Here is a 25370-nt window from a genome sequence, read left to right on the forward strand (position 1 = left end):
GGACACAGAGAGGAAAGAGAAATTATCTAGTTTAGGGATTTTATGAGTGAGTAATTATTGAAAAATCATGCTGAAGAGGTTCGCCCATTGCAGTTAAAATTTTCCTGGAACCAGAGTAGGAATTACGGGCGTGGGCTGTCAACATATTATCGAGCATTAATATATCCCCTTTCTGCCAAGGATAAACAATCATTTCTTGTTGATAAGCTGCAAGAATTTCTGCAATCACTGAATCTTCAATAGGAGAACCATCTCCATAAAAAGTGTTATAAGGTAAATCTTCTTCTGTAAACTCGCTGAAAAATTTCTCTCGAAATTGTGTTTGTAAACTCGATACATGCCAAAAAACAACATGATTAAACCAAACCATTTCACCTGTTTTCGGATGTTTTGCTATGGCTGGACGAACTTGGCGAGTTCTTAAGCGGTTGTTGTCTTTCCACTCAACTTCAATACAAGCATGACGACAATATTCTTCCATCACAGCTTTGTCTGTTGTGTGATAGACTTTTTGCCAAGGTAAACCAAATCCATGACCATAGTTGCGGACTAGCATCCATCCTTTTTTTTGAAAGCGTTCTCTAATTTGGGGATGAATACGTTGATATACTTTTCTCACATCAGCAATTGGAGTTTCTCCTCCTTGGCTTGCAGGTTCCATGCAACAAAACCATATCTTCATCGGATAGGTATTGGCATAGGATGATTCGTTATGTAAAGCAATAGTTTGGTCGGCAGGAAATTCGGTAGAAGTATAAACTTTTTCGCTTAATTTAGTACGAGGTGTGGAAGATTCTATGTAAGGCATTAATTGAGGACATACGGCGCTAACAAATTGCTCAAAATCCTCTTTTTGGTTAATAGCAAAACCTCTAAATAAAATGCCTCCATATTTTAATAAATTAGTGGCGATAAATTCTTGATTTTTTGCAATCCAAATAGGTAAATTGAAATCGCTGAATTTTGGCGAGATAACTAAAGGCAGTTGATTTTTAGTTTCTAAAAAAGATTCTGTAATTAATTCTTGGGGAGATAAGTTAATTACTTTTGGCTGAGCTTGTGATTTAAATGCTTTAAATTTTTGGCTACGGGCTTGTTTAAATTCCTCTTGTTTTGCATCTTGTGTTTGTTTTTCTGCTGCTGCCAATATTTCTTTGATGCCTGTAAATTTAATATTAGGTTGAGCAACAACAGCACGCAAAATTATTTCATAATCTGTAATAAATTTAGTAATCCTAGAAGCATTAAACAAGTCTGTGCTATATTCCCAACTACCACTCAAACCTTGTTCACTTTCCCACATGGTAAGTAGTAAATCAAATTTAGCTGTGCCATTATCAATATCTTCGATAATTTTCAAATTTAAACCTTCAAGTTCTAATGGCAAAGTCGGGGCATTTTGCAAAACAAACTTAGATTGAAATAGAGGTGTACGGCTTAAATCTCGTTCTGGTTTCAAGGCTAATACTAACTGGTCAAATGGCATATCTTGATGTTCGTAAGCACTTAATGTAACCTCACGAATACGTTGCAATAGTTCCTGAAAAGTTGGATTTCCTCCTAAGTTGGTACGTAATACTAGCTGATTAACAAAAAAACCAATAATATTTTCTGTGTCTGGATAATTGCGGTTTGCAACATCAGTACCGACAACAATGTCATCTTGTTTTGTGCAGTAATGCATTAAAATTTTAAATCCTGCCACTAGAGTCATAAATAAAGTGACTCCTTCCCTGCGACTTAATGCTTTAATTTCTTCACATAGTTGTTTTGGTAGTTGTAAATGTTGGCTAGTGCCGCGAAAAGTTTGGATTTGAGGACGGGGATAATCAGTAGGCAATTCCAACACGGGTAAGTTAGCCAGTTGTTGTTTCCAATAAGACAAGTGTTTCTGCATTACTTCACCTTGCAGCCATTGATTTTGCCAATAGGAAAAGTCTGCATATTGAATTGGTAATTCTGTTAAAGGTGATGGTTGTTTTTTGCTGAAAGCTGCATAAAGAATAGATAATTCACGAATCAGTACGCCAATTGACCAGCCATCAGAAATAATATGATGCATCACTAACAGCAATACATAAGATTCTTCAGCTAAACGCAATAAATTCACTCGCAGCAATGGACTTTTAGTTAAGTCAAAAGGTCGTTGAGCTTCTGCCAAAATTAACTGCTGCACTTTCAAAGATTGTTTTTCTGCTGAAGCTTCACTGACATCTACAATTGGGATAGTGATACTAATAGATGAAAGGATTAATTGTACAGGATTTCCGTTTACTTTTTTAAAGCTAGTGCGTAAGACTTCTTGTCGCCGTGAAAGTTCTTGAAAAGTTTGTTCTAAAGCATTTATATCTAAATGTCCCTTGAGGTAAACGGCGGCTGGCATATTATATGTAGAACTTCCTTCCTCCAATTGTTCTAAAAACCACAATCTTTTTTGAGCAAAAGATAAGGGTAGTTCTTTATCTCGTGAAACTCGTGCAATTGGTGGTAAAGAATTAATATTTAGCTGTTTTTCTTCTATGCTTTTAGCTAATTTTGCTATTGTTGGTAGTTCAAAAATGCGGCGTATTGGCAACTGGATATCTAAATTTTTATTAATGCGGGATATTACTTGGGTTGCTAAAAGTGAGTGTCCCCCTAATTCAAAAAAGTTATCGTTGACTCCTAATTTTTCTAATCCAAGTACTTCCATCCAAATAATTGCTAATTGCTTTTCCATAGAAGTTTGAGGTGCAACAAAGTTTTCCTCAAATTCTGGAAGTACTTTATCAAGTGCGGGTAACGCCTTGCGGTCAACCTTTCCATTAGGTGTTAGTGGTAGTGCTTCTAAGATGACGAAATTACTTGGTAGCATATAGCTTGGTAATTTCGATTCTAAAAAGTTACGCAGTTGAGGAATCGTTAATGTTTGCTGGCTTTGGGGGACTAAATAAGCAACTATTCGTTGAGAATCTAGGGAATCTTTACGTACTATAACTACAGCTTCTCTAACTGCGGAATGTTGAGTTAAGAGTGCTTCAATTTCTCCTAGTTCAATACGAAAACCACGGACTTTTACTTGATTATCAATTCGACCAATGTACTCTATTTCTCCATTTGGTAAATAGCGGGCTAAATCTCCTGTTTTATACAGACGCGTAGGTTTTTGACTAAATGGATTTGGGATAAATTTTTCTGCTGTTAAGTCGGGACGATTGAAATAACCTCGTGCAAGTCCATCGCCACCGATATGTAATTCCCCTGCTACACCTATAGGAACTAATTGATTGTATTGGTCTAGAATGTAAAATTGTGTATTGGCGATCGCACCATTAATCCCTATAATTTTTACATCAGTTTCTACCTCACATGCTGCTGACCAAATAGTGGTTTCTGTAGGGCCATACATATTCCATAAAGAACCACACCGATGCAATAATTGATTGGCTAAATATCCAGGTAAAGCTTCTCCACCACAGAGAATTTTTAATTGACGATTTCCACTCCAGCCTGTTGTTAAAAGCAATTGCCAAGTTGCTGGTGTTCCTTGCATCACTGTTGCTTTGGACTCTGTTAGTTTTGCTGATAATTGAATTCCATCTGAGGTTATTTCCCGATTAGCAATTACCAAACAACCACCAACTATAATTGGTAGAAAAAGTTCCAAAGCAGCAATATCAAAAGCATAAGTTGTCACTGCCAACAAAGTATCGTTTTCAGTGAATCCCGGTCTTTGCTTCATGGAGTACAAAAAGTTACTCAAAGCGCTGTGGGGAATTTGTACGCCTTTTGGTTTTCCTGTAGAACCAGAGGTATAAATAACATAAGCTAGACGATCGATAGTTAGGTTATCAACTAAATTTTCTTGACTTTGTTGTGCAATTTTTTGCCAATGTGCATCTAAACAAACGACTTGACTTTTGTTTTGCGGTATTACTTCTAAAAGGCAAGTTTGAGTTAACAAAACTGGGGCTTTTGCATCTTCTAAAATAAATGCTAATCGCTCTTTGGGATAACTAGGATCTAGCGGAATATATGCTCCACCTGCTTTGAGTACGGCTAATAATCCGATAAGCATATTTAAGGAACGTTCTACACAAATCCCCACCAGAACTTCCGGTTTTACTCCCAGTTTTTGTAAATAATGTGCTAATTGATTAGCTTTAATATTGAGTTCGTTATAAGTTAATTCCTGATTTTCAAATACTACTGCTACAGCATCAGGTGTTTTTTCCACTTGGGCTATAAATAATTGATGAATGCACTTTTGAGGATAATCAACTGCGGTATTATTCCAATCTTCCAACAATTGCTGATGTTCTTGTGCAGTTAGTAACGGCAAGTCTTTAATACGCTGCTGTTGGTTGGCTATCATCCCCAATAATAATATACGCAAATGCCCCAACATTCGAGTGATGACATTTGATTTAAACCGATGACTTTCATAGAAAATTTCTAATAATAATTCTGCATCCACCTTCACTGATACAGTGAGGGGATAATGAGGATGCATAAAACTACGAATATGAGATATTTTTAAATTGCTTACTTGTTCTAACTTAGAAAAATCTGTCGGATAATTCTGAAAATTAACTATACTTTCAAATAAAGGTTGTCCAGATGGAATTTCACTGCATTTTTGAATTTTGATTAATGGGCATTGCTCATATTCTCGTGTTTCATTTTGCTGTACTTGCAGTTGCTTGAACCAAGATATCAAAGATGCTTCTGAATTTACACGTACTCGCACTGGCAGAGTGTTAATTAACACCCCCACCATTGATTCAGTTCCAGCTAAATTGCCCCGGCCAGCAACAACGCTTCCAAAAACAACATCTTTTTCTCCACTGTAACGGCTTAAAAGAATAGCCCATGTACCCTGTATTAAAGTATTTAAAGTTAGCTGTTGCTGTCGTGCAAAAGATTGTAATGCTAATGTTTCGGCAGTTGATAATTTAATATATTGTTGTTTATATTCTTTTTGTTCATCAGATAAAGTACTAGAAATTTGGTCTACACTCAAGGAAGTAGTTGCATTAAATTGCTGCAAATACCGTCGCCAAAAAGCTTCATTTTGAGAAATATCCTGTTGTTGTAGCCAAGCTATATAATCTCGGTAAGGACGAGGTTTTGGTAAATCTAAATTCTGATTCTGGCTAAACGCTTTGTAAAATGTAAAGACTTCGTCCATCACCAAAGATGAAGACCAGCCATCTAATAATAAGTGATGTTGACTCCAAATAAATTGATAATTATTTTCGGCTAATTGTATCAAAGTTAACCGCATCAATGGTGCTTGAGAAATATCAAAACTTCGTTGTTGTTCTGCGGCTAAAAAACTTTCAATATGCTTTTGCTGGGTAATACTTTCAATGCCACGCCAATCTTCCTGCTGCCAAGGTAACTTTACTTGCTTATGTACAATTTGAGCGGGTTCTTTTAAGCCTTCCCAAACAAAAGATGTTCGCAAAATTGAATGACGTTGTAGTAATTTTTCCCATGCTTGTTTAAATGCTGAGATATTCAATTCACCTACAATATTGCAACTGAAGATTTCACAATAAACTGCGGAGTCTGGGGTATAAAGACTGTGAAATAGTATGCCTTGCTGTGTTGGGGAAAGTGGATAAAAATCTTCAATATTTTTCATTTTATGAATACCAAAAAATATTATTAAAATTAACTATTTTGTTGGGTCGTCAATTATGGGAAAATTTAAACCTAATTTATCAATTGTATCAATACCGATTTCTTCTAAAAATTCTGGTCTTAATGTATTATTTTCCATCACATTACCTGGTTCTGTATTATTTCCTTTATAAATAAAAATTTGATTGCGATAAAAATGGATACCAACAATATGTTTATCAAAATAATTAGGTAAATACCCAGGATTAAAAAATTCCTGATGACTTAGACAGTCAACTAATCTTTTAAAAAAATTCATCATCGTTTTTGGGTCGTATAAATCTAAGCTTCCCCCATACTGCGACCATTCAGGAGGCTGGTTATCATCGGAGAACTTTGACCAATTTTCGTAGCTGGGTATATAAGAAGTATGAGTGTCTTCAATGATATAAATTCCCCCATCATTCAATTCGGGGAAGAGGACTTTAAATGTTTTAATTACATGGTCATTGTGATGACTACCATCATCAATAATGATGTCTAATTTTCCTGTTTGTTCGACAACTTTTTCCAAAAAAACCTCATCGTCTTGGCTTCCTTGAAAAATTTTGATTCTGTCTGATTCTAAAGCTGTTTTATCTATAATATCAATACCATAAATCATACTATTAGGAAAATAATTCTTCCACATTCTTAAAGATTCGCCTCCAGAATATGGGTCATCAGCATAACCACCAGATACACCGACTTCAACACCACCTATACCTATTTCTAGAATTTTTAATTTTTTAGTTCTTAAAGGTGCAAAATGCAATTGATAACGCTGACCAAACAAATGGGGATTCCATTTGCAATCGTACAATGGCAATAATTTACTTAAATCTTTACGGTGGATGAATAGCTGTAATTGATGAGATAAATTTTGCCAAATTGTTTGGGGATAAATATCTAATTTCATGGCCATCGCTCCTATCAAATCTGTCCAAAAACCAACTTTAAGAGTTCTCAAATTTTGCCAAAATACTATCAATATCAGACTGACTCCATTGACTAGCTTGAAATTCTGCAAAGTCAGCAGGCGTGTAATTTTCTAATGCAGAAGTTTCAGAATTATTAATTAGCGATCGCAAAGCTGCAATAAAATCTTCAGTTAATTGTTTTACTGTCTCTGTTCGATGTATGTTTGTGCTATAATTCCAATCTACTTTTAATTTATTGTCTGCAATTAAAGCATTAATTTCTAATAGATGACTGCGGCTTCCTTGCAAACTAACAACATTTCCCAAAGACTTTTCAGATAGCTTCCACAAAGGAGATTTGGGTAAAGTTTCTTCTAAGTTACCAAGGTAGAGAAAAATGATTTCTGCTGGTTGTAACAAACGAATTTTTTCCGTAATGATTAAATCATCACTCAAATATCGCAATACACCATAACCAAGACCTTGATTTGGGAAATTTCGTAGTTGTTCTTTAACTAATTTCAATGCTTCCCCTGGGCTATTGCTTGCTTCTACATCTAAAAGTGCAGGAGCAATATTAGTGAACCAACCCATTGTCCGGCTTACGTCTATATCATCAAAAATTACCTCCCTACCATTGCCTTCTAAATCAACTAACAATGATTGAGTTCCAGTGTATTTACTAATTACTTGTGTTAAAGCAAATAATAGAATTTCCTCCATTTGAACTCGATAAATTGCTGTCACTTCTTGTAGTAGTGTTTGCGTTTCTGCAACACTCAATGTTATGGATATGGTGTCTGCTGACGCTACAGTGTTCGCTCCTTGTGGATAATCTACAGGTAACGGTGATACCGATTCACGATTAGCTGACAACCAATAAACTTCTTCCCATTGCAACTCTGTTGATTTAGCATATTTAATTAACCGTTGTGCCCACTGTTTAAATGAGCTTGTTTTCGCTGGCAATTTAATTTTTTTACCTTGATTTAATTGTTGGTACGCTGTTTCTAAATCATCGAGTAAAATCCGCCAAGAACCAACATCAACTACTAAATGATGAATTACAAATAGTAATCTTTGGGGTTGCTGTGTGCCAAAATCAAAAAGAGCAACTTGTAAAAGCGGGCCTGATGATAAATTTAGGGAAGCTTGTAATTGATTAACAGCAGATTCAAAAGCAGATTCTCGTAACAAATCTGGTACTGTTGATAAATCTATTTCCACAAAGGGCACAAATTCATCAGGGAGAATATTAATTTGCTGGAGACCAGATTGATTTTCGACGTAACGTAAACGTAAAGCATCATGATGTACAAGTAAATATTGTATTGCCTGGGTCAATAAAGCTGAAGAAATCGGTTGTTGTACTTCTAATAAAATAGCTTGGTTCCAATGATGCTTATCTACTAAATTTTGTTCAAAAAACCAGTGTTGTATTGGTGTTAAAGGTACTTCTCCTTGTACTAATCCTTGTTCGCCCAAAACATTCTGAGTTTTGGTTGCTACTTCTGTTAATTCTGCAATTGTTGGGTATTGAAATAAATGTTGATTGTTAACACGTAACCCCGCTTTATTTGCTCTCGCTGTTACTTGGATACTCAACAGAGAATCCCCGCCTAACTCCAAAAAATTATCGTATATACCCACTCTTTCAAATCCCAAAACTTCTTGCCAAATGTTAGCAATGATTTGCTCTGTTTCATTTCTAGGAGCAACATAACTATTGTCTAAGTTTGGTCTAGAGTGACGTGATGCTAAATTTTTGCTGAGGGAAGATTGGGAATTTTTTAATGATTCATCACCAACCCAACGTTTAATTCTCGCTGGTAAATTAGTGGTTGAAACAACTAACTGAGTTAAGTTTTTGAAAGTTAATACACGTTGGAATACTTCTATCCCTTCCCTAGCTGTCATGAAGACATCATTTGCACTTTCTTGTTGACCAGCTAACTCAGTAGCTAATTGAGTTGTGAGCCAATTATCCCAATTCACACTCATCCAAGGTGTGGAATGTGTTTGATTATGTTTATAAACAAAGGCATCAGTAAATAAATGGGCTGCTGGGTAAGCTGCCATACCCAATGCACCCAACATGGATGATAAAGAAGATATCAATAAACAAAAATCAAGTTCTTTGTCTTGTAAAACTTTTTCTAAAACAAATAGTCCCTGACCATTTGCTTGCAGTTGCTTTTCACATTCACTGCGATTTATTTCTCGAACAGTTCCTAATAATTTGATGCCTGCTGCATGAATAACTCCATTAATTTTACTAAAGCGATCGCCAGCTTGATTAATCACTGCTTGCATTTGTGTTTCGTCGCCAATATCAGCGCTTTCTACCATCACTTCTGCGCCCAGTTTTTCAAGCTGCTGGATTTTTAATATCTTGCGGCTGATTTCATCTGTCTCACCATGAGTTTTTAGCCATTGCTGCCATTCCTGGCGTTGGGGAACAGGGGATCTTCCCACTAAAATCAACTTTGCTTTGAATGTTTGTGCTAGATATTCAGCCAGTTCAAGACCTATACCACCCAAGCCACCAGTAATTAGATAAACACCAGATTCTTTCAGAGAACAATTTGTAGAATCATCCCCTGGAATTGCCTCAAAAGTTTGTATCCAGCGATGATGTCTGCGGTAAGCAATTACTAAATCTGATGACTCGTGACAGACTTCTTTTATTAGTTGGTCTATATTTTCTTCAATATTACCAATATCTATACTTTGGCAAGTAATATTTGCATACTCTTGAGGAATGACTTTACACATTCCCAATACAGTTGCTTGTTCTGGATTTAAGCTTTCCACACCAGTCACATCATGTATGTTATTGGTGACGACAAAAATCTTGATTGGTTGAGTAATATCCTGTTTTTCAAGAGATTGGGCGAGAAATAATAAACTATAAAAACCCAGATTTTGACATTTTTCAAAATACTCTGTTCTGGCTTGTGTTTCGTGGTCTGCTGTAATACTCCATAAATGAATGATTCTGTCGGGAATTTTACCTAATATTTCTAATTGTGTGATTAAAGTATCATAATCTTTTGGCTGTTGGGGATTCAGATAAAACTGGCGATCGCTGATTTGCTCAAACTGTTCTTTTGGTTGTACAGTAATCACATCATCACCATTACTTTCTAAATATTTGGCAATTTGTTTGCCGAATTTATCTACATCTCCAAAAACTAGCCAACATAACTTTTGCTCTACTGTTTTCACTAAAGATAAAATTGCTTGTTTCCACGCGGGAACATAAAACCAGTCGGAAATATTTGGCTTTTTGTAATTGGCATCAACTAAATAATTAACAGTTTTTTCAGTTTCAATCCAGTAACGCTGGCGTTCAAAAGGATAAGTTGGTAAGGGAATTCGGTAACGATGTTCATTGGCATAAAAACCAGACCAATTAATTTCAACTCCGGCTAACCAAAGACGACCTAATGTATTTAACATCAAGGCAACATCTGACTTTTGTTCCTGGGGATGACGTAATGAAGTTAACACTACTTCTTTGCTAGTGAGTACAGTGCATTTTTTAGCAAAGGTAGATAAAGTCCGCCCCGGCCCTACTTCTAACAAAATACAATTTTTATCTTGTAATAACTGTGAAATTCCCCGACTAAAATTAACCGTTTGTCTTAAATGTTTTCCCCAATAATTGGCATCTGTGGCTTGTTCTGCTGTAATCCAAGTTCCGGTAACATTGGAAATAAAAGGAATTTGGGGAGAATTTAATTTAATTTTTTTAACTTCCTGAATAAATCGCTCCTTCACAGGTTCCATCATTGGTGAATGAAAAGCATGAGAAGTATGCAAACGCCGATATTCTATACCTTTATTTGTTAGTTGTTGTTGCAGTGCATCTATAGCCGCATTAGTTCCCGAAACTACACAGTAACCAGGAGCATTAATAGCAGCTAAAGACAAATTTGTATTCAGAAAACTAATAACTTCTGCCTCTGGTAATGAAACTGCAATCATAGCTCCCGGCGGCATTTCTCCCATTAATCGCCCGCGCATCGCCACCAAAGCTAAAGCATCTTCAACAGACATGACATTTGCTAGAGTTGCTGCTACATATTCCCCAATACTATGACCAATCATTGCACTAGGAGAAATACCCCAGGATATCCACAATTGAGCCAAAGCATATTCAATGACAAATAATGCAGCTTGAGCGATATCAGTTTGTTTTAATTTTTCTGCGGCTGTGGCTGCAACTGCATTTGTTTGGGGATAAAGTAACGAACGCAAATCTATTCCCAAGTGAGGTTTTAAAATTGAGCAGCAACGGTCTACTTGGTTGCGGAATATTGCTTCATTTTCATAAAGTTCTTTGCCCATATCCACATACTGAGCGCCCTGACCAGGAAACATAAAAGCAATGGCAGGATGGCTAGTTGATTGCAAGTTTGTCAAAACTCGTTGGGAAACTTGTTCTTGCAATGCGCTCACCGCATCTTGAATATTTTCACATACTAATACCCGACGTTGATTAAACTGCCTGCGACCAATTTGCAGCGTATAAGCCAAATCTGCAAAGTTAATTTCTGGATGCTCTTTTAAATGGGTGATTAAATTAGTTGTTACCTTCTCAAGTGCTTTCTCACTTTTCGCCGACAGACACAACAGAAAATATTCACTTTTGACTTTTGACTTTTGATTTTTGACTTGTGTTGGTGCTTCTTCCAGAATGACATGAGCATTGGTTCCCCCCATACCCAAAGAACTGACACCAGCACGCCGGGGGGTTATTCCCTCTTTCCATTCAGTCAGTTTTGTATTGACGTAAAACGGACTATTGGCAAAATCAATTTGTGGGTTGGGTTGCTGAAAATTTAAGCTAGGTGGTATTTGCTTGTGTTTGAGGGCGAGAACAGTTTTGATTAACCCTGCAACTCCGGCGGTAGCATCGAGGTGACCGATATTGGTTTTCACAGAACCAATGGCACAAAAACCTTTCTTATCGGTACCGGCGCGAAAAACTTTGGTGAGTGCAGCTATTTCGATGGGGTCGCCTAAAGGTGTGCCAGTACCGTGAGCTTCAATGTAGCTAATTGTATCAGGTTCCACCGAAGCCAGCATCATGGCTTCAGCGATCGCCTCTGCTTGACCATCGACACTAGGCGCTGTAAAGCCGATTTTGGCAGAACCATCATTATTAATAGCCGCACCTTTAATTACAGCATGAATGCAATCACCATCGGCGATCGCTTCACTCAGTCGCTTGAGGACAACAATTCCGACACCATTACCAATAGTAATACCCTGCGCCCTAGCATCAAAAGCATAACAGTGACCATCAGGCGATAAAGTTCCTCCTGGTTCGTGCAAATAGCCGGTTTTTTGGGGAACGTAAATTGAAACTCCTCCCGCCAAAGCCATATCGCATTGATAATTCAGCAAACTTTGGCAAGCAAGAGAAACCGCAACCAACGATGTAGAACAAGCCGTTTGTACAGTTAAACTCGGCCCGGTTAGATTTAATTTATAAGATACGCGAGTAGTGAGAAAATCTTTTTCATTACCAATAGAAGTTTGATAGCATTTTGCCGAACCAACACCATCAGTATATAAATTAAAAGATAAATAATTATTCTGACTTGCCCCGGCATAAACCCCAATGCGACTTTCACATCTACTAGAGTCATAACCAGCATTTTCTAAAGCTTCCCAAGCACATTCTAAAAACACTCTGTGTTGCGGGTCAGTAGTCTCGGCTTCCTTGGGATTAAAATCAAAAAATGCCGCATCAAATAAATCAATATCTTCTAATATCGAGCCTGATTTTATATAATTTTTATCATTCAGCAGCGCCGGATTAATTCCGGCAGATATTAGCTCATCATCCGTAAAAATAGAGACAGATTCCACACCAGATTTTAAATTCTGCCAAAAATCTGCAATATTTTTAGCACCAGGGAAACGCCCCGCCATCCCAATAATAGCTACCCCTTCTATTGATTCACTAGTTTCTACCCTACTCATCACTTTATTTTTCCTTAGTCAGCACTTCTAAAAATTACCTATAACTTACACAAAAAACTCTTAAACTCTTATTCCTCCGCGTCCTCTGCGTTCTCTGCGGTTCGTTCCTCATAACTTACTTTAATATCACTAAGTAAAGTCACAATTCTCCGACGCTTATCGTTAAAAGACTTTCGTCCATGTAAAAACCTGGAATTATCAATCATCACCAAATCTCCAGACATCCAGGGGATAAAACCAATCAAATCATCCAGAATTTTCTGGATTTCATTGATAACTTTTACAGGAATTGCAGAACCATTAGCAAAAGTCACGATTGCTCTAGGATTTCTATATTCAGAAATTATACTATTAGCAAATGCATCTTGATTACCGTATTTAGTCTTAATAACACCAGAGCAAATATATTCTAAAATTAGCGATTCATCTTGGTTGATTTTATAGCTGATACCTGCCATATTATCTAGTATTTTTTTGACATCATCTATCGTGGCACTTGCCCCTAAAAATTGCTGCCAATGAGAAGCCAGAAACTTTTGGACATAGCGAATTTTTTGGTCGATAAATAATTGTTGTAATTCTCGGCTCATTGCCTTCCATACTTCAACACCATCCCAAAATAAAGTTTCACCACCCTCTGCTGCTGGCACAGCGCAACAAAACCAAACTACATCTGGTCTAAAAGGAGAATTAGCATTTTCACAATGGGGTGCAATGTAATGCATTCCTGAATCTACTAAAGTAATAAACTGATTGTTTAAATCAACAATTGGTCTATTGTACTGATTGAGAAATGTAGCATCAAATTGTTCGGCAAAGACTTTCATTTGTTCATAGTTGACATCAAATCCTCGAAACAAAATTAGACCAAATGATTTGAAGTCTTCTAATATTGCTGATACTGGTAATTGCATAATATTTTGTCCAGTATCATTAAAGATAATCTTACCGCTACTACTTTTTAATAATTCTGCTGTCAGCATATCAGTCAACCTCTAAATTGTTACAAGTAAACAAAATCCTAAGTTGATTATCAAACATAATTCAGGAGTCAGTCGTCAGAATTCAGTGGGGTATTTTGTACGACTGGCGGATAGCCTGCGCTATCAGTGGCGGGTCTGAATTCCCCAGTGAAAAATTGCTGAATTCTGTATTCTAAATTCTGTATTCTAAATTCTGAATTCTGAATTCTGAATTCTGAATTCTGAGTTCTGTATTCTTCTTCAACGGAGTCTCTGAGCTTTTTTCCGGCTATTTAAAGCCAACTTTTGTTTTTCAGAGCGATTCATCACTTTTTCAAAGCCAGGTTGTTCTTGCTGTTCTTCACTAAGATGTTTCGCCAACAAATTGATAGTTGGATGTTGAAAAATTTCTACTAATGATAAATCTCGATTTAATTTTTCTCGCAATTGAGCATGTACTTGACCTACTAATAATGAATGACCTCCCAAATCAAAGAAATTATCGTCAATTCCCACCCGTTCAAGACGCAAAACATCTTGCCAAATATTCGCAATCATTTGTTCTACTTCTGTTTCTGGTGGTGTATGGAGTGTATTTCTTGCTGTCGCAATATCTGGTGGAGGTAAAGCACGGCGGTTAACTTTGCCGTTGGGTAATAGAGGTAGAGCGTCCAGAAGCATGAAATTTGTAGGTATCATGTATTCTGGCAACTTTTCACTTAAAAAATCGCGCAGTTGTGGTACTAACTCCAAGGCAAATTTGGCCTGTAAGGGATTATTAGTATAATCTCGCCAAGGACGATGTTTTGCAGTATGAGTAATTTCCGACTGGGTTATTTTAATTGTTGGCTGTCGTTTAAATATGACATCGTAACGACCATTATCTCCACAGTTTGACCAAGTAATATCAATGGAGTAAGGCAAATCTTTGCTTAATGTCCAAAAATCTTCCGGCTCAATTCCTTGGTAGTGACTATTTTTTTCTAGGAATTGTCTCATATCTCCCACAGTTGCAACACCTCCAGGAGAAGTTAACCACTGCCAAATGTGCATATCTTTTGCAATTCGAGCATTGGGAACACCAGCGATACCTAAGATATTAGGGGCAGTTTCTATCAGCATTTGCTGGACAGATGCTAGTGTTAATTCTTGCTTTTCCCAGTCCAACCAAGGCGCATCTAACAAAGGAATTTCATCGCCAATATGGAGAATCACATCGTAGCGAAACTTATTCAACTCATTTTGATAGGAACCACGTTCTAGAAGAATTTCTACATGGCTAATCTTGGGTAAATGTTGTTTTAAAGCTGTGAAAAATGCCGGGTCAATCACTAGTTGTTTTTCTTCAAACAGTTGTTTTCGTGCCCGCTGTTGTAATTCTTCTTTGGAAACAAAATCTGGCGATCGCTCAAATTGCACAGATGTATGAAATACTTCTAATAAAGGTAAACTGCGAATATCTCCTAAAAAGATAAAACCTCCCGGTGCTACTGCATTCACGGCGTTCTCTAACACTTGCAGTAGATAGTCAATACTAGGAAAGTACTGCATCACAGAAACTATCAAAACAGCATCAAAACTGTTAGCCACTACACCCTCAAAGTTATTTGCTCCTCTGTGGATGAGAGTCACTCCTGATAATTCCGACTCTAGCATTGTCATCTGATGCTTGAGACTCAACAAGGCTTTTTGTGAAACATCTGTTGCACAATATTCCTGACAATGAGGAGCTATGCGAAATAACATCAGACCACTACCAGAACCAATATCTAATACCTTGGTTGGTTGTAAAGACAAAATGCGCTCTACTGTTGATTCTACCCAATGGCGGACTTCTGCTTCTGGTATTGGTTGTCCTGTGTAACTACTGTTCCATCCTTTGATATCAAATTTTAGTACTTGTTCATCGGCTAGGTTTTGATAAAGGTCATCAAACACACCTTCCCACTGTGACAACTGCTGAGTGCTTAATTCTTTTCCTAAAATTAATTCTGCTGTAGTTTCTGGTTCGGGATTTTGTACCACATAAGCAACTAAGCGTTTGTCGCCAGGTTCATGTTCTTGAGCAACAACTACAGCTTTTTCAACAGCTGGATGTTGGTTTAATATTGCCTCAATTTCTCCTAATTCAATGCGAAAACCCCGGATTTTAATTTGATAGTCTGCCCTACCGATAAATTCAATATTTCCATCTTCTAAGTACCGCCCCAAGTCTCCAGTTTTGTATAAACGTGCGCCTGATTCTTGGCTAAATGGATGAGGAATAAATTTTTCGGCGGTGGATTCCGGACGATTAAAGTAACCTCTAGCTAATCCAGCCCCACCAATATAAAGTTCCCCCACAACTCCTATGGGTACAGGCTGTAGTTGGGAGTCTAGTAAATAAATTTGAGTATTGGTGAAAGGACGACCAATTGGTACTTGTCGCTCTAGCTGTAAGTTAGTTGTGGTGGTTTCAAAATATGAGCTATCAATGGTGGCTTCGCTAACACCGTAGGAGTTAATTAATCTGGTTCCATGACTGCAAAAAGTCTTGACTTGATGATATCCACTAACATACCAGCTATCAGAACCGACAATTAGCGATCGCATAAAGTCAAGAGATTGTTGAGTCTGTTGCAAATACTGAAGTAAGTTCATCAGCACAGCTGGCACAAATTCGCCACAGTTAACTTTTTGGGAACGCATCAATGCATAAAGTCTATCTGGCTGCAAAAGCAATTCCCGCGGACAAAGTACTAGTTTCCCACCGGAGCATAAAGCCCGAACTAAGTCCCCAGTAAAAACATCAAAGGAAAAACTAGCCATTTGCAAATGACTTGTGGCTACGGAGCGCAGCGAATATACATCCTCCCAAGCAAAATAGGCATTCACTAAACCACCATGAGTAACCATCACTCCCTTGGGAATCCCTGTAGAACCAGAGGTGTAAATTGCGTATGCTAGGTTTTGCCAAGTTGTTTGATGCAGTAAATTTTCGCTGCTGTGTTGAGAAATACTCTCCCAATTGGAGTCTAAACAAACAACTTTAGCTTCGTGTTGTGGGAGATTTTTCACTAACCACTTTTGCGTCACCAAAACTGACATTTGCATATTTTTCAACATGAAAGCCAGTCGTTCATGGGAGTAGACGGGATCTAAAGGTATATAGGCTCCTCCGGCCTTCAGCACACCCAAGGCTGCTACCACCATTTCCACAGAGCGTTCCATGTAAATACCAACCATCACTTCTGGCCCGACACCAAGCGTTTGTAAATGATGTGCTAGCTGATTGGCACGTTGATTCAACTGTTGATATGTCAACTGATTTTGAGCAAATACCACTGCAACTTCATTCGGTGTTTGCTCTACCTGTGCTTCAAACAGCTGATGAATACACTGCGTAATTTGAAACTTGTGGTTGGGAATTTGAGTTTGATTAAATTCTACAAGTAGCTGATGTTGCTCTTTTTTTGTCAATAGTGACAAGTCGGAAAGTTGAGCTTGAGGATTTGCCACAATGGCACAAAGCAAGTTTTGAAAATGTTGCAGCATTCGAGCAATGGTGCTGTCATCAAACAAGTCAGTGTTGTATTCAAATGACACCATCAGCTTTTGCCCAACTTCCACAGATAAGCTTAAATCAAACTGCGCTGTTTCATTTTCTACTTTTAATTGACTGGCGACTAAATCGGGCATTTCTGGTAGAAGTGGAGCATTGCGGAAATCAAACATCACCTGAAATAAAGGAGTGTGACTGACGTTTCGCTCTGGATTTAATGCTTCTACTAGTTGGTCAAAGGTTAAATCTTGGTGTTTATATGCTTCTAAAGCCAAGCTCCGCACACGACTTAATAACTGTTGAAATGTGGGGTTACCAGAAAGGTCAGTACGTAACACCAAAGTGTTGACAAAAAAGCCTATTAGTCCTTTGAATTGTTGACTGTTGCGGTTAGCAATTGGTGAGCCGATGGGAATATCATCTTGTCCTGTGTAGCGGTAAAGGAAAGTCCCAAATGCTGCCAGTAGCAACATAAATAAAGTCACGCCTTCTTGACGAGCGATGGCTTTGAGGTCGTCTAGCAGAGTTTTGGGTAACTCAACGAATTGATGCAAACCCCGTGAGGACTGTACAGCCGGTCTTGGTCGATCCGTTGGTAATTGTAAAACAGTTGGTACATCTGCAAGTTGTTGCTTCCAATAAGAAAGTTGATTTTGCAGAATTTCCCCTTGTAACCATTGCCGCTGCCAATGTGCAAAGTCTTTGTATTGAATAGAAATTTCTGGTAATGGTGAAGCAGTTTTATTTAAGAATGCTTTGTACAGTAATGCAATTTCTTGTAACAAGACTTCAGTAGACCAGCCATCAGAAATTATGTGGTGCATCTGTAGCAAAAGAATATGCTCTTGCTGTGCTAGGCGCAAAACTTTAGCACGGAATAATGGCCCTTGGGTGAGGTCAAAAGGTTGTTGACTTTCTTGAGTTAATAATTTTTCAACTGTGAGATTGCTCTGTGATTCTATATTGATTACTGGTAAAGATAATGTTAATAAATCAGCAATAATTTGTACCGGCTCTCCGTTGACTGTTGTAAATGTGGTTCTTAAAGTTTCATGTCGCCGGATAATTTCATTCAAACTTTGTTCTAGGAAAGTAATTTCTAGCTGACCTTGGAGTTTCACAGCCAAGGAAATATTGTAAGCTGGGTTACCTGGTTCTAATCGGTCAAGAAACCATAGTCGCTGCTGGGCAAGAGATAAAGGATAAACTTTCGCTGGCTGGATTTGGCTGAGAGATTTTGAGGGAATGAAAGCTGCTGTGGTGAGTTGAGCAAGTATTTTGGTAGCGAGCGATCGCAAACTCATTCCTTCAAAAAAATCAGCTATCAATACTTCTATTTCTAAATCATTTTCAATCAAATTTTTTAACTCAAATACTTTTAAAGAATCCAGTCCCAGGCTGCTTAATGGTTCTTGATGATTAATATCATCTGCTGCAATGGAAAGTACTACCGCTAAAAGTTCAATTAAATAATTTTCTAGAATTGGTTGACATTCTTTGGGAGAAAGTGCCAACAATTGAGAACGCTGTAATCGAGTTTTTTCTCTGGAAATGTCAGTAATTTTAAGTATATTGCTGGCAACTATATTGAGTTCGCCATTTTCAAATTGAGCGCGAGTTGCACGTCGTTGAATTTTTCCGCTAGAAGTTTTGGGAATCGTACCTGGTTTAATTAAAACTACACCATAAACTTGAACTTCATGTTCTTCTGTAATGGCTTGGCGAATTGCACTAATTACTTCTGCTAAATTTGGCTTGGCGCGAAATTCTAATTCTTGTACAACTACCAATCTTTCTTCGCGGTTAACTTCTAATGTAAATGCTGCGTTAGCACCAAGACGTAATGATGAATGGCTGCGTTGTGCTGTTAATTCTATATCTTGCGGATAAAGATTGCGCCCGCGAATAATAATTAAATCTTTGGCTCTACCTGTAATGAAAAGTTCGCCATTGTTCAAGAAACCTAAATCTCCCGTCCGCAGATAAGGGCCTTTACCTGTGTCTGCTAAATAAGCACCGAAGGTTTCTGCTGTTTCTTGAGAACGATGCCAATAACCTTGACCTACACTCGGCCCGGATACCCAAATTTCCCCAATTTCATCAACTTCACAAGTATTGAGTGTTTCTGGATTGGCAATTACTACTTCCTGTTGTGGTATGACTCGGCCACAACTTACAAAATGAGAAATATTTTCATTTGAAAGAGACGATTCAACTACTCGATTCAATTCTAATGCAGATTTCTGGACTGTTTTAATGGTGGGTGCTGCCGCTTTGTCTACACCAGAAACCATGAGAGTTGTTTCAGCCATTCCATAACAAGGATAGAATGCTTCTTTACGGAAGCCACACTCGGCGAAAGCTGCGGCAAACCGTTCTAAAGTTTCATGTCGAATTGGTTCAGCGCCGTTAAACGCCACACTCCAACTACTCAAATCCAGGGTTTGTTTTTGTTCGGGAGTAATTTTTTCAGTACATAACTCAAATGCAAAGTTAGGGCCGCCACTGGTTGTTCCTTTGTAATCAGAGATAGCCTTCAACCAACGATATGGACGTTGCAGAAAAGCAGCTGGAGGCATAATGATGCAAGGAAAATTGCCATACAAAGGTTGTAATATGCCACCAATCAGACCCATATCGTGATACATCGGTAACCACGTTACAAACTTACATTCTGGTGAATGTTCCATGAATTGGTAAGTCGTGGCAGCATTGTGTAGTAGATTTCCATGACTAATCATTACACCCTTTGGTGTGCCTGTAGAACCAGAGGTGTATTGTAGAAAAGCTAAGGTATCTTCATTAATAGATGGTTGTTGCCAAGTATCTTCTATTCCCTGTGTCAAATTATCTGTAGTCAACCACTGCAAAGATTCTAAGCCTGTGTTTTGTGTCATTAAAGATTGCACTGTCGGCAGAATTTCTGTAGTAGTCAGAGCGATCGCTGCTTGTGCATCTTGGGAAATCGCTTTAATTCTGGGTGTGTTGCGTTCATTTCGTGGTGGATACGCAGTTACAGCCACAACTCCCGCATACAAGCAACCAAAAAAAGCCACTAAAAAATCTAATCCTTGGGGATAAAGCAATAAAGCACGTTCCCCAGTTAAACCCAATGCTTGTAATTGAGCCGCTACGCGACGCGATCGCCTATCCAATTCTTGATAGGTTAGTGTCGCTTTTTCTGTTTCCCCATCTAACAAAAATGTAAAAGCATCTCTATTTGGCTGCGTAGAACTTCTAAAGCGGAGTAGTTCCACAACTGTAGAAAGATTATTTATCGTATGAAACAAATCAGGAAACTTATTCATTTGTATATTCAACTCAACGTTATGTGAAATTTATTTTGACATCAGAAACTAAATTAAATCTTATATAGGACTTACGCAAAAACTCTCTCTTGCTCTTATTTCTCCGTGCCCTCTGTCTTGAAAAGTTCAGATGCCTGCGGCAACCCCTTCGGTGTACGCCGGAAGCCGGCGCTCCGACTTTTCGCTGCGTCCTCTGTGGTTCAATTTCCCGTTACCTGTGCGTAAGCAATGTTATAGAATAAGATATTTTCATAATTTAAATAAATTCCAAAAACTGAAATTTCCCGCAAAAATTGAATGATATAAATAATGAGGTGCAGTGTGAAAAAAAACTGATAACATCTTTTTTTGCCAAAAAAAATCTGCAATTTTCACGCCGTACCAAAATGACAATGAAATATTATCATCGACTGCGGTTACATGATGCCACCAAAAAGGAGGTAAGTAGAGGATTTCTCCCGGTTGAAGTACAAATTCTATTTTTTCTTGCCAAGGGAATTTCGGAAATAATTCTAAATCTACAGCATCCGGATTCACCTTGCTACCATATAGTGCGCCAGTTGCATCTTCAAGAGGTGGATAAAATGACAAATAATCTATAGGCGGATATAAAAGTATTCTTTTTCTGCCTCGAATTTGAGCGAAAAGATTATGTTCGGCATCAAAGTGAAGGCTACTATTTGAGGTAAAATTTTTGCTGGCTAAACCAAACCACAACCTCACAAATGACTTTCTGTTAAAGTATTGTGGATAAACTACATCTCCAACAAGTTCGGGGAAACGCTCTTCTAAAATTGCCTCATTTAAATAACATTCTAAGGTGCGATCGTTATTGATATAATCCTGCAATTTAATTTCTTTATGAGGTTCGTAGCTACGTTCATAAGCAAAGTTCTGATAATCATTCCAAAAATCTTTTTTATAAAATCTGACTGGCACTAGATTATTGCCACATTTTTCGATCAAATAATCATTTGACCACTGCTGGCAAGCATCCCAATGGTTGGCAACGTCTTCAATGATAAAAGGCTGATATTGTTTTGCTATTTCTGAAAATTCCTTTTTACTAGGACTTTTGATTCTGAGAATTGATTCATTAGCTTGAACTTTCATAAAAACTCCAACATCTTTACTGGTTTTCAATCAAAGTTTGACGTTGTTTTATTCTTGTCATATAAATGTTAATTTTTAATTCATTACCCTGAAAGCAGTTTATTAGCTAACGTCTTATTTTTGAACCGATAATGAATATTCCAGACGTGTCTAATCAGATATCTTTCCCAGCCAAAGCTAATGTTTGCAATTGAGCGACTATTGAACGCCATCGCTTAACTAATTCTTCAGCAAAATCCAAAAGTCATAAGTCAAAAAAATTTTTCCTTGGCTTGTAGACCAAAATACTGAACCTCACCAATATCATGTCCATGTCCGCCTCATCACTAATCGAAAAATTCTCCAGGTCAGAGCATCAGAACCTCTGGTGTGTCGGTCTAAACAATAAGTCTGCAATCGGACATCACATAAGTTGCATCAGCCAACCATTTAGATTGTTTCAACGGTAAATATATAGTGATTTACTTGGACAAATATTTAGATTAATGCAACTAATTTTTATTTATCCTTGTTTACACTATCGAGAATAAGTTGCTTTAGCAATAGTACTACTATAGATATTTATTGTTAATATCTAATAAATAATTACTTTTACTTATGTAATTTTTATTTTGTGAAATGAACTATTGGTTTCATGTACGGCAAGGAATCACAAGCTTTTTGCCCATAATCAGCATTTGCAAATCTATTAACCCATAACTTGGGGTTGCCGCCATACTTCAATGCTGAATTTTGTCTTATATGACCTAATTTGTTAATTAAAAACCGATTTTGGCTTATAAAAGTATTTATAAAAAGAGTATTTTTAACTACCAGTACTTTGTTTAATTGCTTATCAAGCAAATAAATGTTTAGGAAGAATTATTGATTGTCATCTAAAGTAAACAAAAAAAATTATGAATTATCTTGTATCTGGTATCACTTCATAATATGATTCAACTAATTTAAATGACAATCTTTTTCAAAGTTCGTCATTGTGCGTTCAGATGCTCTCAAGTAGTGCGATCGAGTGTAAGCGGATAAATGAAGTTAGATAGATTTTTTCAAAGCTTGTTGCTGACAAGTGCGGTTGTTGTTGTTATCGGCACTGCTGCTAAAGGTGAGGAAGTATCAGAGGATGTTCAAAGCAAATCTTCTACCCAGAGGGTAGGGAAATCTACATTAGATCGGCAGCTTGCAGTTACAGATAAAAAATTTGTTATCAAAAAATCTCAGGTATTAGCCTCTAGTACCAGGAAATCCCGACTGTTGAAGTTTCAGCTTGGAAGTTCGCTACAACAAGCAAAGTCGAATGAAACAACTAAAAATATTCTTCAACTAGGGGAAATCGAACTTCCTAGCACTAGCGCTCAAATGCTAGTACAGTCACCAACTAACCCTCCTAACCCAGAACAAACAACTACTGACCCAGTGATACCAATCGCGGGAGTGAAAGCAAATCCCACACAGACTGGTGTGGAGGTGATTTTAGAAACACCCCTTGGGGAACAACTGCAAGTTACAAATCGCAGTGCGGATAATAATTTTATTGCTGATATTCCCAATGCTCAGTTGCGTTTACCCAGTGGCGATACTTTTACATTTCGTTCGGAAAAACCAATTGCGGGAATTACGGAAATCACCGCTACGAATATTGATGCAAATACCGTGCGGGTGACCGTGGTAGGTGACAATACTTTGCCGACGGTTGAGTTATTTGATGATGATACAGGGCTAGTTTTTGGTGTAACTTCTGCTGCTGCAACAGCAACGCAGCCACCACAGCAGCCGGAAGCACCACAAACACAACAGCCAGACAACCAAGAAACAGCCAACCAAACACCCCAAGAAGCACCGGCCGCACAGTCAGATGAGCCGATTGAATTGGTGGTGACTGGAGAACAAGATAACTATCGGGTCACGGATAGTAGTACTGGGACGAAAACCGATACACCTTTGCGTGATATTCCCCAATCGATTCAGGTAATACCGCAACAAATATTGCGCGACCAACAGATTACTGGTTTGGATGATGCGCTCAGAAATGCCCCTGGTGTAAGTCAGAGTTTTAACTCTGCTGCAAATAACTTCTTTTCAATTCGTGGCTTTGAAGCAGCAGCTACTAATCTTCTGCGGGATGGACTAGTGGATCCTTTAGCCGGACAACTCAATGAATTGACTAGTATTGAGCGAGTGGAAGTTCTTAAAGGGCCAGCATCCGTATTATTTGGTTTGGGTAATCCGGGGGGAGTTATCAACCTAGTATCCAAACGTCCCTTAAGCGATCCTTTTTACGCCATTGATGCCACGGTTGGTAGTTATAGTTTTTACCGGGGTGCCCTTGACTTATCAGGGCCATTAAATGACTCGAAGACAGTGTTGTATCGCTTGAATACTGCCTATAGAAACAGAGGTAGTTTTGTCGATTTCTATAGTGGCGAGCAATTTAATATATCACCTGTTGTGAGTGTGGCGATCGGGGATAAAACTAACCTGACTTTAGAAGGAGAATACATCGATGCTAGAGATTCTTATATATCTGGCGTGCCTGTTATAGGTACTGTATTGCCCAATCCCAATGGAGAAGTGTCCCGCAACCGGAACTTTGGTGAACCTTCTGATGAAATCACACAAACTATTACAAGGCTTGGCTATCAACTAGAACACAAATTTAGTGACAATTGGTCGTTACGCAATGCTTTTCGGTTTACCTTTCGTGATTACAGTGACAGACAAACGATTCCTGTGAGTTTGGATGCAGACAATCGAACTTTCAATCGTTTCTATAGAGAATACGATTTGGAAAATACAAACTACACTCTGACGACAAATTTAGTTGGTAAGTTTTCCACTGGTTCAATCCAACATCAGCTACTATTTGGGGTTGATTGGAATCGTTTAGAAAACTTCTCACCAAGATATATCCAACGCCAAGCAGAATCAATCGATATCTTTAATCCTGTATATGGTCTACCACTAGGTGAGATTACTTTTGATGAGTTTAGCGATAATTCCGAGACCAACTCATTAGGAATTTATCTGCAAGACCAAATTGCATTGACGGACAACTTAAAGTTGTTGTTGGGTGGGCGGTTTGATACTTATGACCAGAAGTATGAAGATTTCACCAATAATACAGAAAGTAGTGGTTCAGATAGTGCATTCAGTCCTCGATTTGGCATTGTCTATCAACCAATCCCAGCGATTTCACTTTATGCCAGTTATACACGTTCATTCACGCCACCAAATGGTACATTCTTTTTTGGTGTTGACTCTACCTTACAGCCAGAACGCGGTACTCAATATGAGATTGGGGTGAAGGCAGATTTGAATAGTCGCCTTTCAGCAACGTTAGCATTCTTTGATTTGACTCGCACTAATGTTTCAACAGCAGACCCCAATAATGAAGGATTTACTATCCAAGTAGGGGAGCAAAACAGCAAAGGTATTGAATTGAGTTTAGCGGGGGAAATTGTACCAGGATGGAATATTTTTGCTGGTTATGCTTATATCGATGCACGCATTACTGAAGATAATACTTTTGCGGTGGGAAATCGATTACCAAATACACCGGAACATTCTTTCAATTTATGGACAACTTACGAAATTCAACAAGGTGAATTACAAGGTTTAGGGGCAGGAATTGGCTTGTTTTTTGTTGGCGATCGCGCCGGAGATTTAGACAATACTTATGATGTGCCTAGTTATGTCCGGACTGATGCAGCTATTTTCTATAACAGAGATAGATTTCGAGTTGCACTCAACTTCAAAAATCTATTCGATGTAGACTATTTTGAAAGTGCGCTGAGTTCTAGTCGTGTTTACTACGGACAGCCATTTACTGTACAAGGAACCATCTCTTGGCAGTTTTAAGAACAAAGAATTGAGAATTTAGAAGTTAGTA

Annotated in this window: 7 protein-coding genes; 1 reads left to right on the top strand and 6 read right to left on the bottom strand. The window is 38.0% G+C overall.

Annotation, left to right across the window (positions count from 1 at the left end; genetic code table 11):
• Positions 1-40: 40 nt before the first annotated feature.
• The 6 genes from VF06_RS13435 to VF06_RS13460 form a co-directional block, all read right to left on the bottom strand.
• Entirely contained in the window at positions 41-5629 is a 5589-nt protein-coding gene (locus tag VF06_RS13435) for a non-ribosomal peptide synthetase (RefSeq protein ID WP_099066296.1), read from the bottom strand.
• Positions 5630-5662: 33 nt separating this feature from the next.
• Entirely contained in the window at positions 5663-6616 is a 954-nt protein-coding gene (locus VF06_RS13440; RefSeq protein WP_143874381.1) for a class I SAM-dependent methyltransferase, read from the bottom strand.
• Entirely contained in the window at positions 6603-12563 is a 5961-nt protein-coding gene (locus VF06_RS13445) for a type I polyketide synthase (protein ID WP_099066294.1), read from the bottom strand. Before VF06_RS13445 ends, VF06_RS13440 begins: the two co-directional genes overlap by 14 nt.
• A gap of 68 nt (positions 12564-12631) precedes the next feature.
• The gene (locus VF06_RS13450) at positions 12632-13546 is read right to left on the bottom strand and encodes a TauD/TfdA family dioxygenase (protein WP_099066293.1); all 915 of its coding nucleotides are present in this window, start codon (positions 13544-13546) and stop codon (positions 12632-12634) included.
• Positions 13547-13786: 240 nt separating this feature from the next.
• Positions 13787-20374: a non-ribosomal peptide synthetase gene (locus VF06_RS13455; protein ID WP_099066292.1), complete on the bottom strand. Its 6588-nt coding sequence runs from the start codon at positions 20372-20374 to the stop codon at positions 13787-13789.
• Positions 20375-20623: 249 nt separating this feature from the next.
• Positions 20624-21517 carry a cupin-like domain-containing protein gene (locus VF06_RS13460; RefSeq protein ID WP_244918019.1) on the bottom strand — a complete coding sequence of 298 codons (894 nt, stop codon included), beginning with the start codon at positions 21515-21517 and terminating at the stop codon, positions 20624-20626.
• A gap of 993 nt (positions 21518-22510) precedes the next feature.
• Here VF06_RS13460 and VF06_RS13465 point away from each other — a divergent pair.
• Positions 22511-25339, top strand: coding sequence for a TonB-dependent receptor (locus VF06_RS13465; protein WP_099066289.1), 2829 nt, complete (start codon positions 22511-22513; stop codon positions 25337-25339).
• Positions 25340-25370 lie beyond the last annotated feature (31 nt).

The sequence above is a fragment of the Nostoc linckia z4 genome, from assembly GCF_002608075.1.
GTDB classification, from domain to species: Bacteria; Cyanobacteriota; Cyanobacteriia; order Cyanobacteriales; family Nostocaceae; genus Nostoc; species Nostoc linckia.

Bases quoted from the DNA above. Each gene is read 5' to 3' on its own strand.
- VF06_RS13435 (WP_099066296.1), bottom strand. From the start codon at position 5,629: ATGAAAAATATTGAAGATTTTTATCCACTTTCCCCAACACAGCAAGGC.
- VF06_RS13445 (WP_099066294.1), bottom strand. From the start codon at position 12,563: ATGAGTAGGGTAGAAACTAGTGAATCAATAGAAGGGGTAGCTATTATT.
- VF06_RS13450 (WP_099066293.1), bottom strand. From the start codon at position 13,546: ATGCTGACAGCAGAATTATTAAAAAGTAGTAGCGGTAAGATTATCTTT.
- VF06_RS13455 (WP_099066292.1), bottom strand. From the start codon at position 20,374: ATGAATAAGTTTCCTGATTTGTTTCATACGATAAATAATCTTTCTACA.
- VF06_RS13465 (WP_099066289.1), top strand. From the start codon at position 22,511: ATGAAGTTAGATAGATTTTTTCAAAGCTTGTTGCTGACAAGTGCGGTT.